This is a genomic window from Pseudochelatococcus sp. B33 (assembly GCF_053570585.1).
The window spans coordinates 1-17,374 of record NZ_JBSEFH010000035.1 but is presented as its reverse complement, the minus strand read 5'-3'; the positions used below and the strand labels follow the sequence as shown (position 1 = coordinate 17,374).

The 17,374-nt window shown below is 60.8% G+C and carries 21 protein-coding genes and 2 pseudogenes; 11 read left to right on the top strand and 12 right to left on the bottom strand.

What is annotated here, in order from left to right; genetic code table 11:
* Positions 1 to 112: 112 nt before the first annotated feature.
* The 5 genes from ACUSIJ_RS26790 to ACUSIJ_RS26770 form a co-directional block, all read right to left on the bottom strand.
* A complete protein-coding gene (locus ACUSIJ_RS26790) occupies positions 113 to 868 on the bottom strand; it encodes an alpha/beta hydrolase (protein ID WP_449311514.1) in 756 nt (251 codons plus the stop codon).
* Positions 869 to 1,021: 153 nt separating this feature from the next.
* Entirely contained in the window at positions 1,022 to 1,714 is a 693-nt protein-coding gene (locus ACUSIJ_RS26785) for a dienelactone hydrolase family protein (RefSeq protein ID WP_449311477.1), read from the bottom strand.
* 61 nt (positions 1,715 to 1,775) lie between these two features.
* On the bottom strand, positions 1,776 to 2,504 hold the full coding sequence (locus tag ACUSIJ_RS26780) for an SDR family oxidoreductase (protein ID WP_449311476.1): 729 nt from the start codon (positions 2,502 to 2,504) through the stop codon (positions 1,776 to 1,778).
* A gap of 73 nt (positions 2,505 to 2,577) precedes the next feature.
* Positions 2,578 to 3,549 carry a LysR family transcriptional regulator gene (locus ACUSIJ_RS26775; RefSeq protein WP_449311475.1) on the bottom strand — a complete coding sequence of 324 codons (972 nt, stop codon included), beginning with the start codon at positions 3,547 to 3,549 and terminating at the stop codon, positions 2,578 to 2,580.
* A 5-nt stretch (positions 3,550 to 3,554) separates the two neighbouring features.
* Positions 3,555 to 4,187, bottom strand: a complete 633-nt coding sequence (locus ACUSIJ_RS26770; RefSeq protein WP_449311474.1) for a TetR family transcriptional regulator — start codon at positions 4,185 to 4,187, stop codon at positions 3,555 to 3,557.
* 142 nt (positions 4,188 to 4,329) lie between these two features.
* On the opposite strand from ACUSIJ_RS26770, the gene ACUSIJ_RS26765 reads away from it, so the two are divergent.
* The 5 genes from ACUSIJ_RS26765 (at position 4,330) to ACUSIJ_RS26745 (ending at position 9,443) form a co-directional block, all read left to right on the top strand.
* Positions 4,330 to 5,277, top strand: a complete 948-nt coding sequence (locus ACUSIJ_RS26765) for an NADP-dependent oxidoreductase (protein ID WP_449311473.1) — start codon at positions 4,330 to 4,332, stop codon at positions 5,275 to 5,277.
* 29 nt (positions 5,278 to 5,306) lie between these two features.
* A complete protein-coding gene (locus tag ACUSIJ_RS26760) occupies positions 5,307 to 6,182 on the top strand; it encodes an aldo/keto reductase family oxidoreductase (protein ID WP_449311472.1) in 876 nt (291 codons plus the stop codon).
* 255 nt (positions 6,183 to 6,437) lie between these two features.
* Entirely contained in the window at positions 6,438 to 7,376 is a 939-nt protein-coding gene (locus ACUSIJ_RS26755) for an MBL fold metallo-hydrolase (protein ID WP_449311471.1), read from the top strand.
* On the top strand, positions 7,373 to 8,350 hold the full coding sequence (locus ACUSIJ_RS26750; RefSeq protein WP_449311470.1) for an alpha/beta hydrolase: 978 nt from the start codon (positions 7,373 to 7,375) through the stop codon (positions 8,348 to 8,350). Before ACUSIJ_RS26755 ends, ACUSIJ_RS26750 begins: the two co-directional genes overlap by 4 nt.
* Before the next feature lie 112 nt (positions 8,351 to 8,462).
* Positions 8,463 to 9,443 (top strand): LysR family transcriptional regulator, encoded by a 981-nt coding sequence (locus ACUSIJ_RS26745; RefSeq protein ID WP_449311469.1) that lies wholly within the window; start codon positions 8,463 to 8,465, stop codon positions 9,441 to 9,443.
* Here ACUSIJ_RS26745 and ACUSIJ_RS26740 read toward each other — a convergent pair.
* From ACUSIJ_RS26740 to ACUSIJ_RS26725, 4 genes and pseudogenes are all read right to left on the bottom strand, one after another.
* A complete protein-coding gene (locus ACUSIJ_RS26740) occupies positions 9,376 to 9,615 on the bottom strand; it encodes a DUF2274 domain-containing protein (RefSeq protein ID WP_449311468.1) in 240 nt (79 codons plus the stop codon). The two genes, ACUSIJ_RS26745 and ACUSIJ_RS26740, sit on opposite strands and share 68 nt — an antisense overlap.
* Before the next feature lies 1 nt (position 9,616).
* Positions 9,617 to 10,683, bottom strand: a pseudogene (locus ACUSIJ_RS26735) (TrbI/VirB10 family protein).
* The gene (gene trbG / locus ACUSIJ_RS26730; protein WP_449311467.1) at positions 10,680 to 11,636 is read right to left on the bottom strand and encodes a P-type conjugative transfer protein TrbG; all 957 of its coding nucleotides are present in this window, start codon (positions 11,634 to 11,636) and stop codon (positions 10,680 to 10,682) included. Before trbG ends, ACUSIJ_RS26735 begins: the two are co-directional and overlap by 4 nt.
* Positions 11,633 to 11,893: pseudogene (locus tag ACUSIJ_RS26725) on the bottom strand (VirB8/TrbF family protein); the annotation flags it as partial. The gene trbG and the pseudogene ACUSIJ_RS26725, both read right to left, overlap by 4 nt.
* Between ACUSIJ_RS26725 and ACUSIJ_RS26720 the strand changes: the two are divergent.
* Both ACUSIJ_RS26720 and ACUSIJ_RS26715 read left to right on the top strand, forming a co-directional pair.
* Complete coding sequence (locus ACUSIJ_RS26720; protein ID WP_449311513.1) at positions 11,890 to 12,246, top strand: FCD domain-containing protein; 357 nt, start codon at positions 11,890 to 11,892, stop codon at positions 12,244 to 12,246. The pseudogene ACUSIJ_RS26725 and the gene ACUSIJ_RS26720 sit on opposite strands and share 4 nt — an antisense overlap.
* Before the next feature lie 62 nt (positions 12,247 to 12,308).
* The gene (locus tag ACUSIJ_RS26715) at positions 12,309 to 12,806 is read left to right on the top strand and encodes a hypothetical protein (RefSeq protein WP_449311466.1); all 498 of its coding nucleotides are present in this window, start codon (positions 12,309 to 12,311) and stop codon (positions 12,804 to 12,806) included.
* Positions 12,807 to 12,822: 16 nt separating this feature from the next.
* Here ACUSIJ_RS26715 and ACUSIJ_RS26710 read toward each other — a convergent pair whose 3' ends face one another.
* Complete coding sequence (locus ACUSIJ_RS26710; RefSeq protein ID WP_449311465.1) at positions 12,823 to 13,059, bottom strand: hypothetical protein; 237 nt, start codon at positions 13,057 to 13,059, stop codon at positions 12,823 to 12,825.
* Between the two features lie 780 nt (positions 13,060 to 13,839).
* Between ACUSIJ_RS26710 and ACUSIJ_RS26705 the strand changes: the two genes are divergently transcribed.
* The 3 genes from ACUSIJ_RS26705 to ACUSIJ_RS26695 all read left to right on the top strand — a co-directional run bounded on the left by ACUSIJ_RS26705 (position 13,840) and on the right by ACUSIJ_RS26695 (position 16,146).
* Positions 13,840 to 14,400, top strand: a complete 561-nt coding sequence (locus tag ACUSIJ_RS26705) for a hypothetical protein (RefSeq protein ID WP_449311464.1) — start codon at positions 13,840 to 13,842, stop codon at positions 14,398 to 14,400.
* 219 nt (positions 14,401 to 14,619) lie between these two features.
* Entirely contained in the window at positions 14,620 to 14,982 is a 363-nt protein-coding gene (locus tag ACUSIJ_RS26700) for a GMC oxidoreductase (RefSeq protein WP_449311463.1), read from the top strand.
* Between the two features lie 540 nt (positions 14,983 to 15,522).
* Positions 15,523 to 16,146 (top strand): MucR family transcriptional regulator, encoded by a 624-nt coding sequence (locus ACUSIJ_RS26695; RefSeq protein ID WP_449311462.1) that lies wholly within the window; start codon positions 15,523 to 15,525, stop codon positions 16,144 to 16,146.
* Positions 16,147 to 16,335: 189 nt separating this feature from the next.
* Here the strand turns inward: ACUSIJ_RS26695 and ACUSIJ_RS26690 are convergent, their stop codons facing one another.
* Complete coding sequence (locus ACUSIJ_RS26690) at positions 16,336 to 16,725, bottom strand: type II toxin-antitoxin system VapC family toxin (RefSeq protein WP_449311461.1); 390 nt, start codon at positions 16,723 to 16,725, stop codon at positions 16,336 to 16,338.
* Positions 16,712 to 16,987, bottom strand: a complete 276-nt coding sequence (locus tag ACUSIJ_RS26685) for an AbrB/MazE/SpoVT family DNA-binding domain-containing protein (RefSeq protein WP_449311460.1) — start codon at positions 16,985 to 16,987, stop codon at positions 16,712 to 16,714. Before ACUSIJ_RS26685 ends, ACUSIJ_RS26690 begins: the two co-directional genes overlap by 14 nt.
* 181 nt (positions 16,988 to 17,168) lie before the next feature.
* Here ACUSIJ_RS26685 and ACUSIJ_RS26680 point away from each other — a divergent pair, with 181 nt between their 5' ends.
* Entirely contained in the window at positions 17,169 to 17,354 is a 186-nt protein-coding gene (locus ACUSIJ_RS26680; RefSeq protein ID WP_449311459.1) for a hypothetical protein, read from the top strand.
* Positions 17,355 to 17,374 lie beyond the last annotated feature (20 nt).

The window sequence follows — 17,374 nt, the reverse complement described above, 5'->3', positions numbered from 1 at the left end:
GACCTTTTTTCGCTATTTTGCCGACAGGCCGGAAGTCCTGTTCTGGCGATCCGCCGAACTGGAGGCGGGTATCCGGCGGCATTCGCTTGGAAAAGACATTAATGGGCGCGTTTTATTTGGCAGCGCTTATCGCGTCCTTGCTCGCTTTGAGGATGAGGTCAGCGATCTCCTGCGGGTGCGATGCGAACACTGCGTGACTGGAGTCGATCTCGATGACAGTGCTTTTCGCGCGCTTTGCCATGTCTCGCTCGAGGTCGGGATTGAGCGCGTGATCTTGGGTGGCGACGACGGCCCAGCTCTTCTTATCGCGCCAGGCCGGATTCGAAATAGTCGCCGAAGCTGCTTCCTTCGATGCAAAGACCTGCGACCTGGCAAGGAAATCGGCATCCGCTTTCGGGAGATCGGCCGCGAAATCCGATGCGAAGTGGTCCTGATCGAGATAGAGATATTTGCCGTCCTTCGTTTCCCTGATGCCCTCTGCCTTCGCAGGCTTGCCACTCGCGAGGCTGAACAGGCTCTCGCCCTTGTCGGGCTGAAAAGCCGCGACATAGACAAGCCCCGCAACGGCCGAGTGGTTGCCGGCTTCGGATATGACCACCCCTCCGTAACTGTGCCCGACCAAGAGCGTCGGTCCCGTCTGCAGGTCCAGCACTCTGTTGGTTGCGTCTATGTCGTCCTTCAGGGAGGTCATCGGCTGTTGCACGATCGTGACCTTGAGCCCTTGTTTCGTGAGAATATCGGAGACCTCTCTCCAACTCGACCCATCCACAAAGGCTCCGTGAACGATCACGACGTTGCCGATTGGCAAGGAGTCAGCCGCCTGCGTAATCTGTAAGGGGAAGACGAAGCCGATCACGGCCGCCGTCATTGAAATCACAAAGCGTGTCCTCATTTTCGTTATCTCCTGATATGTGAGTAGTGCTTGCGGCCCCGGAAAACGGATGCCGACAGGAAATGCGGTGGCTGATTTTCGGTAGACGACTGAATGTCGTCGGCTACGATCTACGATCCCGCCCAGCGGTCATTCGTCCTTTACCGGACGCGGCACGACGCTTTGCTTTTCCAGAAACCGTAAAGTCTCGCGGAACGCGAGATCGGAGCATAGCTGGTCGAAGTCGGCGCGCCGGTCGGAGTTGAAGCCGTGGCCCGCCGGGTAGGTCAGCACCTCCACGGCCGAATGCTGCTCCAGTGCCTCCCTGGTCGACCGCATCGGGATCTCCCTGTCGTCACGTCCGAGATGGACGAGTGTCGGGCAAAGGGGCGCCTCGGAGGCAAGCGTCGGGAGCTTGCCGCCATAGTAGCAGATGGCGGCCGAAAGCCCGTTCAGGCGGCCGGCACTCGCCCAGGCGATCGAACCGCCGTAGCAGTATCCGAGCATGAACACGGGGCCGGCATGGCGCAGTTCCTCGACACAGGTAGCAGCGTCGGCGATACCCAGCTCGAAGGGGTGCGCGCGCACCAACGAAATAGCCTTCTCCAGACCAGCCGCATCGTAGGATAGACGCAGGCTCGGCGCCACGCGGTCGAAAATCGCCGGCGCGAGAACCTCATAGCCGTTGGCTGCGAACTTCTCGCACTGTTCCTGTATGTGATCCGTCAGCCCGAAGATCTCCTGCAACAGGACCAGCCCACCGCGTCGGGCCGTTGTCGGGGGCGCGCGATAGGCTTCGATCCTCGCTCCGTCGGACATGATGATGCTTGTGAATTGACCCATGGAGGCCTCCAGGAAGTGGGGCGAGTCCTGACAGCGCCCGCCTTGATGATTGTCGGCAGAACTACCAGGGCTGGACTTCGTCAACATGATAGAAGGAACCGTGCGGTCCAGCCTCATCGAGGAGGGCCAGCCTGACGCTTGTTTCGGCGCCCTGCTCGGGCGACATGGGCGCGTCGACGCCATGAAGGTCGGTCTTGACGAAGCCGGGGTGTGCCGCGTTCACCTTGATGTTGGTGTCGCGCAACTCGTAAGCGAGATGAACGGTCCAGGCGTTCAGAGCCGATTTCGAGATGTTGTAAGCTGGAATCTTGAAGTCGTAGAAGGTCGAGGCCGGATCGACATTTGCCGCCATCGAGCCAAGGATACTCGACACGTTGACGATACGGCCGGCCGGGGACTTGCGCAGCAGGGGCAGAAGCGCCTGCGTGACCTCGACCACGCCGAACAGGTTGGTGTCGAAGGTCCTTCGCCAGATGTCGATGGTCTGCTGGGACGGCGCCTTGTCGAAAGCATCGATCATGATGCCGGCGTTGTTGATCAGCACGTCGATGTGGTCGTGCTTGCTCGCGATTGTCTCGGCAGCGGCCGCGATGGATACCGGATCGGTCACATCGAGCTGGACGCTTTCGACATCCAGTCCCTTCGAATGCAGTTCCTGGGCCGCAGCCTCGCCCTGTGCCGCATTGCGACTCGTGATAATGATGCTCAAGCCCCGTAGGGCGAGCAGTCGAGCCGTTTCCAGCCCGATTCCCTTGTTACCTCCGGTGATTACTACAATTTTCTTCGTCATGATCTAGCCTCCGATTGTGCTCGGAAGAGATCGCACCTCAATCTCGATAAGGCAAATCGATGCGCCTTATCCGCTATATCGACATTTCCAATGGGTAGGGCTTCGAAGATGCGCTACGATTGTCGTTCGTCTTCGCACACGCCGCGATGATCTCATCGCGGAGCCAGGTGGTGGCCGCATCGGAACTCGACCGCTTTGCCCAGATAAGAGAGATCGGTGGCAGGTGCAGCTCAACAGGGGCAAGTTGCGTCTTCAAGTTAAAGAATGACGCATACCGCCGGGCAATGGGCAAGGGAACCGTTACGAGGAGCGGGCTGCTGACCGCGGCAGCGAGCGCGGTGAGATATTCCGGAACGCCAAGGACGATATTGAGCTGATGGCCCGCATCTGTGAGCATGCTGCCGATGCAGCCCTGTATATCGTCCTGCTGCGAAACGAATATGTGCCGTGCCGACAGGTACGTTTCGAGGTCGATCCCGTCCGGGGCATCGATCAGCGCCGGATTGTAGCAGCAGGCGAGCTCCTGTTCGAATAGCTGAACATGCTCGTAGCGCGCAGGTGCGGGAGGATAGCAGCCGACGGCGACATCGAGTTCTGCATTGTCCAGTTGGTTCCCGACCTCTGTGGTTCCGACACGGCGCGCCATGAAACGAAGCCCTGGCGCTGCCTCCTGTGTTCGCTCGGAGAGCGCCGGCAGAATGAGGAGTTCCTCGCACGAGAAGCCCATCTGGAAGATGCGGTCGGAGATCGATGGATCGAACCTGTCCTGGGCGAGAATGAGAGCCTGGGCGCCGGCAAGGATCTGCGCGACACCCTCGGCGAGAGCCTCGGCCTTCGCGGTGGGCTGCATATAGTTACCGACACGAATGAAAAGCTCATCGTCAAGCAGAACACGCAGAGACGACAGATGGTGACTGAGTGCCGGTTGCTGAACCTTGAGGCGTCCGGCAGCCTTGGTCACGCTTCTATCCTTCATGAGAGCATCAAATGCGATCAGAAGGTTGAGATCGAACGACCTCAGATTAAAATGATTGATGTTTTTCATGGCCTTCACCCGTCTGCATCAGTTGGCGGGCCATATCTCACTCCCGCTTCGAAAGCTCGCGCAAGTGTGGTGACTGATGTGCGCAGCATGTCTTCGACGGGCGCGCTACTCAATACCAACTGCGCTACCAGCGCCGGATGAACATAGGCGGTCATCGCGTCGCATACCATGCCGGCGGCCTTGCCGACGTCATCGATCTTCCACTCACCTTTTTCTGCCGCCTGCACGATAAGCGTTTCCACCAAGGTTTTGATGCGTCGGGCATAGTCCGCGATCATGTCCGGCCGCTCGATCAGAATACGGCGATGCAGATCATGGATCTCCCGGTCCCCGATGAAGCGTTCACGCTTGCGGCGATGCAGATCTAGAAACAGGCCAAGTAGGCGGTCAGCCGCAGGGCCGTTTGTCTCAACATAGGCCGCCGCCATCTCTGCCTCATCGCACATGATCTCCTGAACGATCGCGTCCATGAGGGCGCTCTTGGACTTGTAGAAGCGATAGAGCATGGCGTGGTTGACCCCCAACGCACGCGCAATGTCGACCATATTCGTTTTGGCTTCGCCAAAGCGGCGGACCTGGGCCTTGGCGGCGCCAAGGACCGAGGCGGCGGATACAGGCGATGGAGACGATCGTGACATTGAAGCTCATACATTGACAAACAACAAATCACAGATAACATAATCTGTGACTTCATTCAAGGTGGCTCGGGACGCCTTCCTTCGGCATGCAAGAGACGCATGCCGTCCTCAATACTCGAATCGGAGATCTGGAGTGAACGACATGATGAAACTGAACAGGACAGTTGTCCTGCCTCGTTTCGGCGGAAGCGAGGTGCTTGAAGTTGGGACTCGCGAGGTGCCGCAGCCGGCCGAAAACGAGGTGCTTGTGCATGTCGCGGCCGCAAGCCTGAATCCCGTGGACTGGAAGTTGCGCGCAGGCCTCTTTCAGTCGTTCCTGCCGGCGGAGAGCCTCCCAGCCTGGCTCGGCGGCGACCTGGCCGGCACGGTCGAGGCCGTCGGCCCCGGCATAGATGGCAGATTTCGCATTGGTGAACGGGTCTTTGCGATGCTCGGCGGCGCCGGCGGAGCCCAGAGCGACTACGTCCTCGTTGACGCCGGTCTCCTCGCCGCGGCGCCCAAGGCGATCGACATGGTGCAGGCGGCTGCGGTGCCGCTCGCAGGGCTCACGGCCTGGCAAGGGCTGTTCGATCATGGCGGATTGCGGGAAGGCCAGCGTGTGCTGATCCACGGCGGCGCGGGCGGTGTGGGGCATTTCGCCATCCAGTTTGCCAAGGCGGCGGGCGCCACGGTCTTCACCACATGTTCGGCTGGCGATCTCGAATTCGTGCGCGAAATTGGCGCTGACGTGGCGATCGACTACAGGCAGGAGCGTTTCGAGGACGTCGCGCAGGACATCGACGTTGTTCTCGATCTGATCGGCGGCGAAACGCAGGATCGTTCCTGGGCGGTTCTGCGCGAAGGCGGGATCATCGTCTGCACCCTCGGGGGCGCAGACGAACGGAAGGCCGCCGCTGCAAATGCGCGCTCGGCACCGCCCTTTCTCACGCAGCCCAGCGGCTCCCAACTCGCCGAGATCGCGGAACTGATCGACAGCGACAAGGTCAGGGTCGTCGTCGCCGAGACATTTCCGATCGAGGACGTCCGCCGGGCGCATGACCGGCTGGAGCAGGGGCGTATTCGCGGCAAGCTCGTGCTGACGCTCGGCTGACGAAACCCGAAATGACTGGAGGATCAAACATGCAGACAATCGATCAGGCAGGCATGTTCACCGTCGGCAGCCGCGTCGTGAAGCGGCTCGGATACGGCGCCATGCAGCTTGCGGGACAAGGCCAGTTTGGTCCGCCCAGGGACCACGGCGCGGCACTGGGCGTGCTGCGCGAGGCGGTCGCCTGCGGTGTGAACCACATCGATACCAGCGACTTCTACGGCCCGCACATCACCAACCGGCTGATCCGCGAGGCATTGCATCCCTATCCGGACGATCTCGTCATCGTCACCAAGGTCGGCGCCCGGCGCGGCGAGGACAGTTCATGGTTTCCGTCCTTCTCGCGTGAAGAGCTTCGCCAGGCGGTGCATGACAATCTCGGCAACCTCGGCCTCGACGTGCTGGACGTGGTCAACCTGCGCAGCATGTTCGACTTCCTTGGACCTGCCGAGGGCTCCATCGAGGAGGCTTTGACCGCCCTCGCCGAACTTCAGCAGGAGGGCTTGATCCGCCATATCGGCCTCAGCAACGTGACACCTGCCCAGATCGAGGAAGGCCGCAGTGTTTGCGAGATCGTCTGCGTGCAGAACCACTACAATCTGGCGCACAGGGCCGATGACGCCGTGATCAATGATCTCGCCCGCGACGGTATCGCCTATGTGCCGTACTTTCCGCTCGGCGGCTTCTCGCCGCTGCAATCGTCCATACTCTCCGACGTGGCGCAGGACCTCGACGTCAAGCCCATGCAGGTCGCGCTCGCCTGGCTGCTCTGCCGGTCGCCCAATATCCTTCTGATCCCAGGAACCTCGTCCGTCGGTCATTTGCGGGAAAATCTCTCCGTGGCGGAGATCACCCTGCCGAACGAGGCGTTCACCCTGCTCGATGGCATTGCGGAGGGCGCCGCTTGATCAATGTGCCGGGTGATCAAACTGCGATCGTTGGCATGCTAGAAGGGCGGGCTCCTGCGGCCAGCCTAGTGCCGCTGCGCTTCGGGGCTTACCACTTCGCACCTGATTAGGTCTTCCGTCTGGTGACTTTGCAGTCCGGCGCGCCGTAAAGGCACTTGGCCGATTAGAATTATCGATTGGCAGAATAAGTCAGATCGATTTGCTATATAACCATCGAGTGGCAATCTAAGTGTCTTTGGCAGGTAGGACAAAGGCATGCTGTTCCGAATAGGTAGTATTACAGTAACAAAGATCCCAGAACTGTCACTGGAGGCGGTAATTCCTTCGGGTTTGCTGCCGAATGCAGATGAACGCGAGGTGCGTCAGGCCGCAATGGCCTTGGACACGGTCGCTGTCGACCACACCGATGGGACGCTCCGGCAGAGCATCCATAGTTGGCTGATCCAAACAAGCGATCGCGTGATCTTGCTCGATACGGCGACGGGTAACGACAAGGACCGGCCAATGATGCCGGTTTTACACCATCTCCAGGAGCCATTCATCGAACGATTGCGTGGGGTCGGGATCTCTGCTGACCAGGTTACAGATGTTCTGATCACTCATATTCATGCCGATCACGTGGGGTGGAATACATACCTGCGCGCAGGGGAATGGCTTCCAACCTTTCCGAACGCGAAATACTATTTCTCCGGCTTGGAAGCGGACTATAGCGCAGCACTTGCTGCTGAGGACAAGGCGGAGGTTGACCGCCTGCTCGCCGATGCCGGACTCGGGATACCGCATCACCCTCCTGCGCCTGGCGTGTATGAAGACAGCATCGCACCGATCATCAAGGCGGGGCTCGCCAAGCGGGTCACGGTTGATGGTCCTGAGCCAATTCCGGGCTTTCGCTACATCGGGACACCTGGCCACAGTATAGACCATGCGTCGATCCTCCTGGAGCACAATGGCGAAAAGGCGTTCTTTTGGGGCGACGTCCTTCATCACCCTGTGCAGCTCACGAACCTGAACTGGAACTCCGTTTTCTGTGAGTTCCTTGGTCCCGCGCAGAACGCACGCCGCAAAGCTCTCAACATCGCAGCCGACACCGGCGCGCTCGTATTCACAACCCACTTTCCAGGTAGTTCAGCGGGCCGCATCGAGCGGGACGGACTGAACTATCGATGGCTACCTGAGAACGGAGAATCCCGATGAGTAAACAGCCACATACCGTCAGAGCTGACGGCATTGAACTGCATGATATCACGATTGCGAGCGACGATCCTGATATCGAACTTTTCCTTCGGAACAAGCGTATCCCGACAAAAGATTCCCAGCCGGCGATTCTGCTGGTCCATGGCGCGACATATCCGTCGGTGAGCCTGTTCGATGTGGATGTGGGCGGAACGTCGGTGATGGATGCGCTTGCGCGTCAAGGTCTCGACGTGTGGGCTTTGGATGTGCGGGGATATGGCGGTTCGACACGTCTCCCTGAAATGGCCCATGAGCCGTCCGGCGCAAAGCCGCTCGTCCCGGCAGTCGAAGCCGTCGGCGACGTGGCGACCGCGGTCGAGCACATAAAAACCGTCCGCAAGATCGAGCGGATCGCGCTGCTCGGAATGTCCTGGGGCGGCTCCCTGGCCGGTTTATACGCCAGTCGTCATCAGGACAGTCTGGACCGGCTGATCCTGGTCGCGCCGCTGTGGTTGTCGGCGCACCCGTTGCGTTTCGATTCCGGCGCGCCGATCATGACGCACCGCATCGTCGATGTGAGCGCCTACCGCGCGGCATGGCTCGCACCCGTACCGGAGACGAAGCGCGAGACCTTTCTTCCCGAGGGATGGTTCGAGCGTTGGCGGGACATCACCGATGAAACCGACAGCGAAGCTCCGAAGGGCGCCATCCGCGCTCCCAGCGGAGCGGTGGCCGATGTGCGGAATCATTGGTTGGCGGGGCAACCGCTATATGATCCAGGCCTGATCACCACGCCCGTTTTGATGGTTCGTGGTGAGTGGGATGTCGATGTCACCCGTGAGATGGCTGCCGATTTGTTTGATCGTCTTGTTCAAGCAGAGCAGAAGACTTCGCTCGAAGTCGGCAGCGCGACTCACATGTTGCTCATGGAGCCTGCCCGGGAGGTGGCCTTGCAGGCCATCGTCGCCTTCTCCAAAGCGGGGCGAGGGCAGTAGTGTTGCGCTACGAACCGCTCGATTGCGCGATTTCCCAGCGTCTGATGTACGGCGTCAAGCGCGTCAAGCCAGTGGCGGCCGGCTCGCCCACCCGCGTGCGATGAGACAGCAAATGGCGGGGCGCATATATCCGATCGAGCTTCGCCATTTGAACTACTTTGTAGCCGCCGCCGAACATGGCAGCTTTCGCAAGGCTGGAAATGCCATGGGCGTTAGCGAGTCCGCGATCAGCCGCCGCATTCGTGATCTTGAGGATCGTATTGGGGTTTCGCTGTTTCACCGCCGCACGACCGGTGTATCGCTTACCCATGCTGGAGAAGGATTGCTACGAAGGGCGAGACAGGGGCTGTGTACGATCCAAGAGGGGACACAGAATAGCGCCTTGATCGGTCGCGGCGATGAAGGCGCGTTGCGCTTGGGCATCTTTTCGTCGCTCGCTTCGGGATTCCTGCCCGATCTCCTCCGCGCCTACGGCGAGAAGCGCAGCAAGGTCCGAGTGGATTTCATCGACGGCGATCCGGCCGAGCATGTGGCTGCGGTCCGACAGCTTCGGCTAGATGTGGCTTTCATTACGGGAATAGCGGCTTGGAGCGAGTGCGAGACGACGGAACTATGGTCCGAGCGTGTCTTCGCCGTCCGGCCTTGTGGGCACCCCCTTGCTGAGAAGGACGGGCTCAGTTGGGCGGACCTGGCCGGGCACCACTTCATTGTCAGCCACGCGGCCGGCGGATCGGAAATCCACGACTATCTGGTTCAGAGGCTAGCCGAACTCGGCCGCAGCCCGGCTATTGAGCCGCAAAAGGTTGGGCGGGACAATCTGCTCACCCTCGTCGCGCTTGGGCGCGGATTGACCTTGACCAGCGAGGCGACCACGGCGGCACGGTTTCCAGGTGTTGTCTATCGGCCGATGATTGGCGAGACATTGCCGTTCAGTGCTGTGTGGTCGCCGAAAAACGACAATCCTGCCTTTCGGCAGTTGCTCAGTCTCGCCCGTTCGATGGCTCGATCAAGGAAGGGCAACGGCTTCAGCCCTGACCCGTCGGAGACGCGGGTGAGCGTCGTGCCTTTGCAAAGCCGCGATCTGTTGCAATGAACCGTTCCAGCATCGGCACGATCAGCCTGACGGGATCGGCGGCAGGCTGACCCGTGTCGCGGGTCAGCACCTCGGCATAGGCGGCCAGGTCGCGGTGCAGCGCGGCGGGCAGTTCCACCGTCACCTTCACCGGCTTGTCGTCGGCCAACGGCCCGAGCTTCAGCTTCGCCATTTCAACCTCCATAGGGTTCGAGGATCAAATCTCTCGTCACGATGACCCTGACCGGGAATCCCGGCCGGATGGTCAACGTCGGGGCGACGTTGAGCTGACGGCGGCCTTGGCGAGATCCCACCAATGATAATCGACGCCATCCTGAAGGCCGGCGTAGCCTTGCGTGTCGGCGCCGGGCTGGCGCTCCAGAACGATGGAGCGGCCATTGGGGAAGATCAGGCGGTTCCAGACGAGCAGCACTCTCTGCTGCCCGAACTGCACATTGTTGTCGTATTGGCCGATGATGCGGGTGCCTTGTGGCACGAGCAGGATGCGGCCGGTCGGGCTGTCATAGATATGTTCCGTGACCTGGGCGGTGATCTGGCCCGGAAGATCGGAGCGGATGCCGGTGATGAGTGCGGCCGAGATGACCGCGCCCGCCTGAAGGACATAGGGCGAAGCCGGCGCCATGACGCGATCGGGCGCGACCGTGCGGCGATCTACGGCCGCGTTGAGAAACGCTGCCTGCCGATCCTGCGCCGTGGGTGTGCCCGGCTGGCCGGGCAGTCCGAGGCCGGCGAGATTGGGCGTCGCGCCGCCGGGTGCGGCCGTGGCCCCTGGGCTGCCGCCGGGCGCGGTCTGGAAGAAGACGCGGCTCACCCGTGTGGCTTCTTCCTCGGCCAGTCGGCGCTGTTCGGCCTGATCGACAGCCGGTGTCGCCACGGGCGGCGGTGCGACCGGCTGGCCCCGGTTCTGGGCGTCGAGGATCGGGCGGCCGAGATCGCCGGGCAGCGGCGGCCCCAGCACCGGCCCGGTATAGTCGCGCGGCAGGCCGGCGAGGCCATCCGCCGTAGGCCGGTTCTCGGTGGAATAAAGTTCCTGCCCGCCCGGTCCCGCCTCACGAGTCTGGAGCGCGTAGATCAGCGCCCCGCCGACGCCGAGCGAGGCGACGACGCCGAGACCGGCGAGCATCTTGCGCGACAGCCGCGTCACCCGCGGCGACTCGGCGCGCAGCCGCATGGGCGCGGCCGTGTCGGGAGCGCCGGTCAGGGCGACGTCGTCGTCGTTTTTCTTGTCGGTATCGCTCATGACGCGGGCCTCCCGTCGGTGCGGACGATCCTGACGGTTTGCTGGCGCTGGCCGCTGCCCAGGCGCAGCTCGGCGGCGGCGAAGATGCGGTCGACGATCAGGATGTGCTGGTGAATACGGCTGTTGACGATCTGCGCCTCGCCATCGGCGCCGATGACGAACAGCGGCGGCATCTCGCCCTGTGCGATCCCGCGCGGGAACTCGATATAGACGCGGCGGCCATCGTCGTAGATCGCGACCGGCTTCCACGGCGGATTGTCGCCCGTCAGCCCATAGCGATAGTTGCGAGCGGAAGCGGCCGGGATGATTGGCGTGGCGGGCACGGTCTGCCGCTGGCTCGCCGGCGGCGTCGGATAGGCCCAGGCGACGGCGGGCATGTAGGGGCTGTCGCCGGCGCGAAGCTCGATCATGTAGATGCGCCGGTCGGTAGTGATGACCAGGTTGGTGGAGATGTCGGCTCGGCTGGGCTTGACCAGCACATGCACACGCCGGGTTGCGCCCGATCCGCTCTCGGTGTCGCCGATAATCCAGCGGCTCGTATCGCCCGCGGCGATCGGCCCGGCGCCGGTCAGGCTCTCGCCCGGCTCCAGCGCGATATTGGTGATCTGGCCGGGGGCGGCATAGACCTGATAAAGCGCGCCCTCTGACCAGGGATAAATCTGGATCGAGTTGTAATAGCCCTCGCGTCGTGGCTCGACGCGGGCGGCGGCGTTGGCGTTGGTGACGCGGCCGGTCGGTGTCCCGGCAGCAGTGCCGCCGCGCGCGACCGTCCAGGCTGGCGGCGTATGCAGCGGTCGCGGCCGATCTTCGGTGATGGCGGTGGGCACCGCCGGCAAGGGCGGGACGTCAGCGTCATAGCTGATCTCGGGCGGCTTGTAGGTCGCGCAGCCGGCCAGCGAAAGCCCGGAAAGCAGCAAAGCCGCAAAGACGGGTTTACGGACAATCGTTATCATTGTCCCAGCTCCCGCGACCAGTTGATGGCATTGACGTAGATGCCGAGCGGGTTGGCGCGCAGCCGTTCGGCGTCGCGCGGCGTTTGGATGACGATCGTCAGGATCGCGGTCCAGCGCTCGGTGGTGGAGAGCTGACCGTTCTCATAATGTCGCTCGACCCAGGCGACCCTGAACGAGTCCGGCGAGGCGCGGATGACGCTCGACACCTCGACGGCGACCTGTTGGCGGCCGACCTTGGTGAACGGGTCGTTCGATCGCAAATGAGTGGCGTGGAAACCCGCAGGAGTTTCCCCGTACCATCGCCCTTACAGTTGAGGACCTCTATGAAAGGCTTGCAGCTGCAACGTGCAATCGCAGGCTCGTAAGGCTCATGCAGGACTTCAATGATCGGACAACCTTCATTCGGCGGCTGGACTTTCACGACCCAAAGCGCGCTCAATCAACCATAGAATCCATGCTGCGCTTCGTTGATTTGCTGGAGCGCGGGGATGTCGAGGCCGCTGTCGAAAATCTGGACATCCAACTTTCACAGAAACTTGATATCCTGCCTCGACTCGTCCGTGAGGGGAATCAGCGTGCAATCGAGGCTGTTGACTTCCTGAACGAATGACGCATCGCATTTCGTAACACCTGGACACTTCACAGACGGATCAACAAGGAACTTCCCGTCCAATGCAAATGAGCCTGAGACAAAAGTATCGTAACGCGGTTGACGCGATGCGCGACGAATTTGGTATGGCGAGCGCAATCTTGCAGTACGCAATCCGCCAGAATATCGCGGGATTCGCGCTATCCGGCCTCAAGATCCCTCGGGTGCTCCAGACCTGGAGCCGGGGAGCCGACTTGCCTGCCCCGAGCGAATTTGCACTGCAGGTGTCCATCTTTCAGGAGCATCTCGTCGACAGGATCGCGGGTCTCGCGCACAATCGCAAGATGCTGCAGGAAATATGGCGTTTTAACGAGGTCACACGCGAGTTCCGCGAATGCGAGCTCATGATCCCCGAGGCTGCTCGCGATATCCTCGATCACACGGCGGACCTCATCAACGCCCTTTTCGATCAGGATCAGCCTGCGGCACTCGAAAGCCTTCAGCACTGCCTCGACCGTCGAATGGAGCGGGCAGAACAGATCGTGCCACAGCTGCGGGTGCACGAGCCCCTCGCAAGTTGAAACACTTGCGTGGCGCTCAGGCGCGAGGTTGGGTGTATCGCCGCCGAACCTCCGCCGGATCTAATGCTTGAATCTCAGGCAACGCAACCGCTGCACGTAAGCGGCCACGCCCAACGGGAAATAGACCTGTAATTTTCACCGCTCCTACTTCGTCGGTCCTTCGCACATGCACGCCGTCGCAAAGTTGCTTATCAGTTGACCCAATTTCAATCGCCCGGAGGCGACCACGTTTCCCAGGCCATTGAAACGGCACATTGCGTTTGCAATCTGGTGCATAGGAATCGAAATACGGTGGTCAATTTCCCGAGCCCACCTCTCAGTTACCGTCAGGAGCGCGCTCGCACCTCCGTCAGTTCGGGTGTCGGAATCCAGACATTCGCGTCGTAACGTCGCATCTGATAGGTGACGATACGTCAAGAAAACGGAGTCGCACAAGACTCTCAGCTGCCCGGCGCAGGAGGAATTCGAACTTCAAGGGGCGGCTCTCGCGCAAAAGTTACCGCCAGCGCCCGTGATGATGCAGGAGAGACGATGGCCGAGCCTGAGCCCATCAGGTGAGTGACCTCTTGCATCCCAGCGGTGTGGTGTTGCCATATAGATCTCTTGCCGCGACGCGCGGTAGAGGGGAAGGGCGAGCACAAACCCCTCGCTTTCTGACTCGACAAATGCCGGATTGATTCTGCGGGCTGCAGAACGACATGAGCGGCTTGTCAATCCTTGTCCCGCTTGCGAGAGATAGCCTTCCGTGCCGCAAGCTCCTTCGACCTGTCGATAGCCTTGTCATTCCGTTCGCTTTGATTAGGCAGAAATGCCGTGTTGGCTGCTCGAGAGAGAGCCACCGTGGCAAGTCGCTCAACATTCGATGCAATGCGAGGCCTTTCGTTTTCGGGGTGTCCGCAGGCCAGGTGCGTCCGGTCTTGATGCGTACAATCTGGAGCCGGCGTGGCGACCGGCAAAGAGAAAGGGTGTTGGTTGACCGGTGACGGTTTGGTCGCGGGAGAGAGGCTTCCGCAACCGTCGCGGAGAACTGACGATGCTCGAAATTATTCAACAGGTCATCTCAACCTTGCGACACGCCGTTGACCGAGGTCCCGCATCGGTCGCGAGCAGCGTTGTCGCGTCCCCCTTGTACACCAGCTGCCAGGGGCAAGTTGAATATCCGGAGGACGATCCAATCTTCGGAACCTACTATGTCCGGATTACACTAGAGCTTGGCGAGCGCGGCTCGATCCCTGCCGCGATCGCATTTGCCGAGGACCGGCTGGCGCGTGACGACTTTCCGACTGATGATGACGACGCCCTCCGGTTTTGGCCTGACCTCTTCCAGATCGTCGACGATGAGCAGCGGACGGTGCTCGCCGGGCAGGTCTGGGGCAACGGGATCAAGTGGTATCATCCAGTCGAATCGGACTCTGAGGCAAATGAGGTTAAGGAGGAGATTGAGCGTTTGCGTGCTGAGGCCTCCTCTGAAGCCAGCTGGGATAACCACGAAACGGCGCGGAAACTGAACCTTCGTGCTGCTGTGGTTGAAGGACGGTTGGTTGACCCGATCTGGCGTGACGCCGTTCGTGCTGCACTCTCGCGGGAAGCCTGACACCGTTGGCAGTCTATCCCGAGCACATTGACACGGACGAGCAGCGCGAAAGCGTTATCCTGTCCATCGGCTGTCTCTCGATCGATAGTCGCAAGGCGCGCACTCTGGACATCGAGTCCGTTGATGGTCGGGTCCATCCAGTAATCGCGGCGTGAATGCTGCATCAACCTCTTACAGTCCCGGCTCTCGCGCCGGGTTTTTTCGTTTCCGGAGCCAATCATGATCAAACGCTGTATCCGGTTCTCGTGCCTTGCCATTGAACAGGCAAGAGAGCTGGCGCACGCACCGGAGATGCGAGATTTCAACAAGCGGGAGATACTGCCGGGCAAATTGGGCCGCGCTGACATGGTGGAATTCATCAGGAACAGCGTTGTGACTTATTTTCACATGAGCGGGACCGCGAAAATGGGTGTGGACGGAGACGACACGGCGGTGGTCGACAGCTATCAATCGGTGAGGGGCGTTCGCAATCTAAGTATCGCAGATACTTCTATTTTTCCAGATATTCCGCGTGCCAACACGATGGTCCCGGCAGTGGTCGCAGGATACCAATTGGCTCATCATCTGCTCAGCAAGAGGTAGCGCATTCGCGTACCTCGTTCGGTCCCACGTCGCATGTGGGGCCGAACGACATGACTGCGTAGACTTCACGTCGGCTCCAGCATACGAAGCCTATGATGCGGCAGCGTTATCCACCTGCACAAACTCGGAAAGGTGCTTTTACGGAAATCCGATTTTCCGGTTGCACAACTTTACGCCGTTGAGCCAGTCGCAGCAGCTGTCCTGGAGGAACTTCAGCGGGTGGTAAAAGCGCGTCCGTCTTTGATGTTCATGTTTCCAAGAGGGAGTGGTCAACGTCTGGGATAGGGTTTGGTCTTTGCGGCACGCGTCTCGCTTCAATTTGAGGACAACGGAAAAGCGCCCGCGCGCTCAAATGTCGGCCTTCAAACTCTGCTCAGCCGCACAATGGGGTCATCGAGCAAGGTGCCGATTTCTTTACACGCGTTTTTCTATCTTCATCCCCTTGAAATCCTGAAACAAACATTGCAGGTTTAGATGTACGTGACCGGATGACATCTATGTCACGCGCTTTCCTCCAACCTTGATGCAAGGAGATTTCTTATGTCGGCGGCCGAAACGCCTGATCTCACCGCATTGACTGTCCAGCTCTTGAGTGCCTATGTCGAGAACAATGCGGTGCCAAGCAGTGAGCTTGCGCAGCTGGTCCGAGCGACGCGGGCTGCACTTGCGGGAGATGAGAAGCCGTCGATACCGGAGAAGCCTGAACCGGAATATACGCCGGCTGTTTCCGTGCGTACCAGCTTGGCGTCGCCGGACCACATCATCAGCCTCATCGACGGCAAGCCTTACAAGACCCTGAAACGGCACCTGGCAACTAACGGCCTGACACCAGCGGAATACCGGGCGCGCTATAAGCTTCCAGACGACTATCCGCTCGTAGCTCCGAACTACTCGAAGCAACGTCAGGAAACGGCGAAGCTGCAGGGCCTCGGACGGCGTAAGGTGCAGGCCGAGACTGAAGCGAACATTGAAACGGCAGTGGCGGAAATAGCAGATTCACCGGCGGAAGAGCCGGTTATTGCTGCTGAGGTGTCTGAGGCGCCAGTTGGCGAACCGGCAAAACGGGGACGCGGCAAGGCAGCCTCGAGCGCCTCATCGCGCTCCAGGCGGACCAGCAAGCGGAAACAGTCTGCCGACGAGGAGGGTGCAGAGCCCGTCGCATGACCGGTTTGAACGAATACCGGGCCGGCCGCGGCCCGGTACGCGTACGATGCCAGCATTGTCAGAGACTCTCGGCCCCAGGTCGCGGCTTTTGACTACGAAATGTACCTTGCCGATGCCCTCCAGTGGTGACGCATCGCTTCAGGTCGCTCTTACCCGACGTGCCAACGATGTCGTGTACATCGACTTGGCTCAAGCTTCCTGCACGGCCTTATGACCTGCCGCTCTCGCGGCCTTGACGAGCTTCCGGTCAAAGGTCGCGAAGCCCTCGCAATGGGCCGACCTGCCAAGGTGAAGGGCATCCGCGAAATCCATGCCCTTCTCCGTGAGATCGAGTGCCGTGGCGACGCGTGCTGTATCTTCGACGGTTACGGTCGGTAGCCCGGCAAACGACCTCAGTGCGCGGACGACCTCGGCGCCGCGATAGCCATAGGCGCTGCGAAGAACCCATTCCGCCTCCAGCGCGACCGTTGCGGCAACGAAAACAGGTTGTCGGTCGATGATGGCACGGGCGCGGGCGGCCTGGTCGGGATGATCGCCGGTCAGGTAGCGGACAATCAGATTCGTATCAATCGCGAGCATGGCGGCGTTTGGCTTCGGCCAGCACAGCGGCGTCCATGTCCTCAATGCTCTTCGGCTCACCCTTATAGGCCAGGGAACCAAACACCTCGTCCGGCCGTGTTTCAGGGAAAGACGGTGCGGGCCGCAGCAGCACACCCTCCGGCGTTTCCTCGACCACGAGCTGCGTGCCGGCTTCCCATGCACGCCGCTGCCGGATGGCTTTCGGCAGGATGACCTGCCCCTTGGTCGAAACGATCGTGACGAGCTTGTGTGCGCCTGCCATGGACTTGAACCTTCCGTGAGTAAGACAACGGTAAGATACACTCCGGGGCCTTGCCGTTCAAGATGCCGGTGGGGTGGCGCGGTTTCAGAGGGAAAGGCGGGAGGGGAAGGGGGCGAGCCCCGGTAGTGGAGAGAGAGCCGCCCGGGTCCGGTCCTGTCCTCTTCCGTCCGGAGAACCCCTCATGACACAAGATGCCTCGAATCCCGCTCAACCGCCGGCGCGTCCGGCGACGGTTGTCCCTGACAATCACAGGGTTGACTTCCTCCCGCAATTGTTCGGCCGGCAGTTGCTGCTGACGGCTGAGTTTATCGTCTATCGGTTCATGGAGTGGCTGAGCCCGGACTACCGGGGCGGCTACTGGGACTAATGCGCAGCTGTGCATTAATC

Coding starts and splice junctions, on each gene's coding strand:
- ACUSIJ_RS26790 (WP_449311514.1), bottom strand. CDS start 868: ATGACGGCGGCCGTGATCGGCTTCGTCTTCCCCTTACAGATTACGCAG.
- ACUSIJ_RS26785 (WP_449311477.1), bottom strand. CDS start 1,714: ATGGGTCAATTCACAAGCATCATCATGTCCGACGGAGCGAGGATCGAA.
- ACUSIJ_RS26780 (WP_449311476.1), bottom strand. CDS start 2,504: ATGACGAAGAAAATTGTAGTAATCACCGGAGGTAACAAGGGAATCGGG.
- ACUSIJ_RS26775 (WP_449311475.1), bottom strand. CDS start 3,549: ATGAAAAACATCAATCATTTTAATCTGAGGTCGTTCGATCTCAACCTT.
- ACUSIJ_RS26770 (WP_449311474.1), bottom strand. CDS start 4,187: ATGTCACGATCGTCTCCATCGCCTGTATCCGCCGCCTCGGTCCTTGGC.
- ACUSIJ_RS26765 (WP_449311473.1), top strand. CDS start 4,330: ATGATGAAACTGAACAGGACAGTTGTCCTGCCTCGTTTCGGCGGAAGC.
- ACUSIJ_RS26760 (WP_449311472.1), top strand. CDS start 5,307: ATGCAGACAATCGATCAGGCAGGCATGTTCACCGTCGGCAGCCGCGTC.
- ACUSIJ_RS26755 (WP_449311471.1), top strand. CDS start 6,438: ATGCTGTTCCGAATAGGTAGTATTACAGTAACAAAGATCCCAGAACTG.
- ACUSIJ_RS26750 (WP_449311470.1), top strand. CDS start 7,373: ATGAGTAAACAGCCACATACCGTCAGAGCTGACGGCATTGAACTGCAT.
- ACUSIJ_RS26745 (WP_449311469.1), top strand. CDS start 8,463: ATGGCGGGGCGCATATATCCGATCGAGCTTCGCCATTTGAACTACTTT.
- ACUSIJ_RS26740 (WP_449311468.1), bottom strand. CDS start 9,615: ATGGCGAAGCTGAAGCTCGGGCCGTTGGCCGACGACAAGCCGGTGAAG.
- trbG (WP_449311467.1), bottom strand. CDS start 11,636: ATGATAACGATTGTCCGTAAACCCGTCTTTGCGGCTTTGCTGCTTTCC.
- ACUSIJ_RS26715 (WP_449311466.1), top strand. CDS start 12,309: ATGCAAATGAGCCTGAGACAAAAGTATCGTAACGCGGTTGACGCGATG.
- ACUSIJ_RS26705 (WP_449311464.1), top strand. CDS start 13,840: ATGCTCGAAATTATTCAACAGGTCATCTCAACCTTGCGACACGCCGTT.
- ACUSIJ_RS26700 (WP_449311463.1), top strand. CDS start 14,620: ATGATCAAACGCTGTATCCGGTTCTCGTGCCTTGCCATTGAACAGGCA.
- ACUSIJ_RS26695 (WP_449311462.1), top strand. CDS start 15,523: ATGTCGGCGGCCGAAACGCCTGATCTCACCGCATTGACTGTCCAGCTC.
- ACUSIJ_RS26690 (WP_449311461.1), bottom strand. CDS start 16,725: ATGCTCGCGATTGATACGAATCTGATTGTCCGCTACCTGACCGGCGAT.
- ACUSIJ_RS26685 (WP_449311460.1), bottom strand. CDS start 16,987: ATGGCAGGCGCACACAAGCTCGTCACGATCGTTTCGACCAAGGGGCAG.
- ACUSIJ_RS26680 (WP_449311459.1), top strand. CDS start 17,169: ATGACACAAGATGCCTCGAATCCCGCTCAACCGCCGGCGCGTCCGGCG.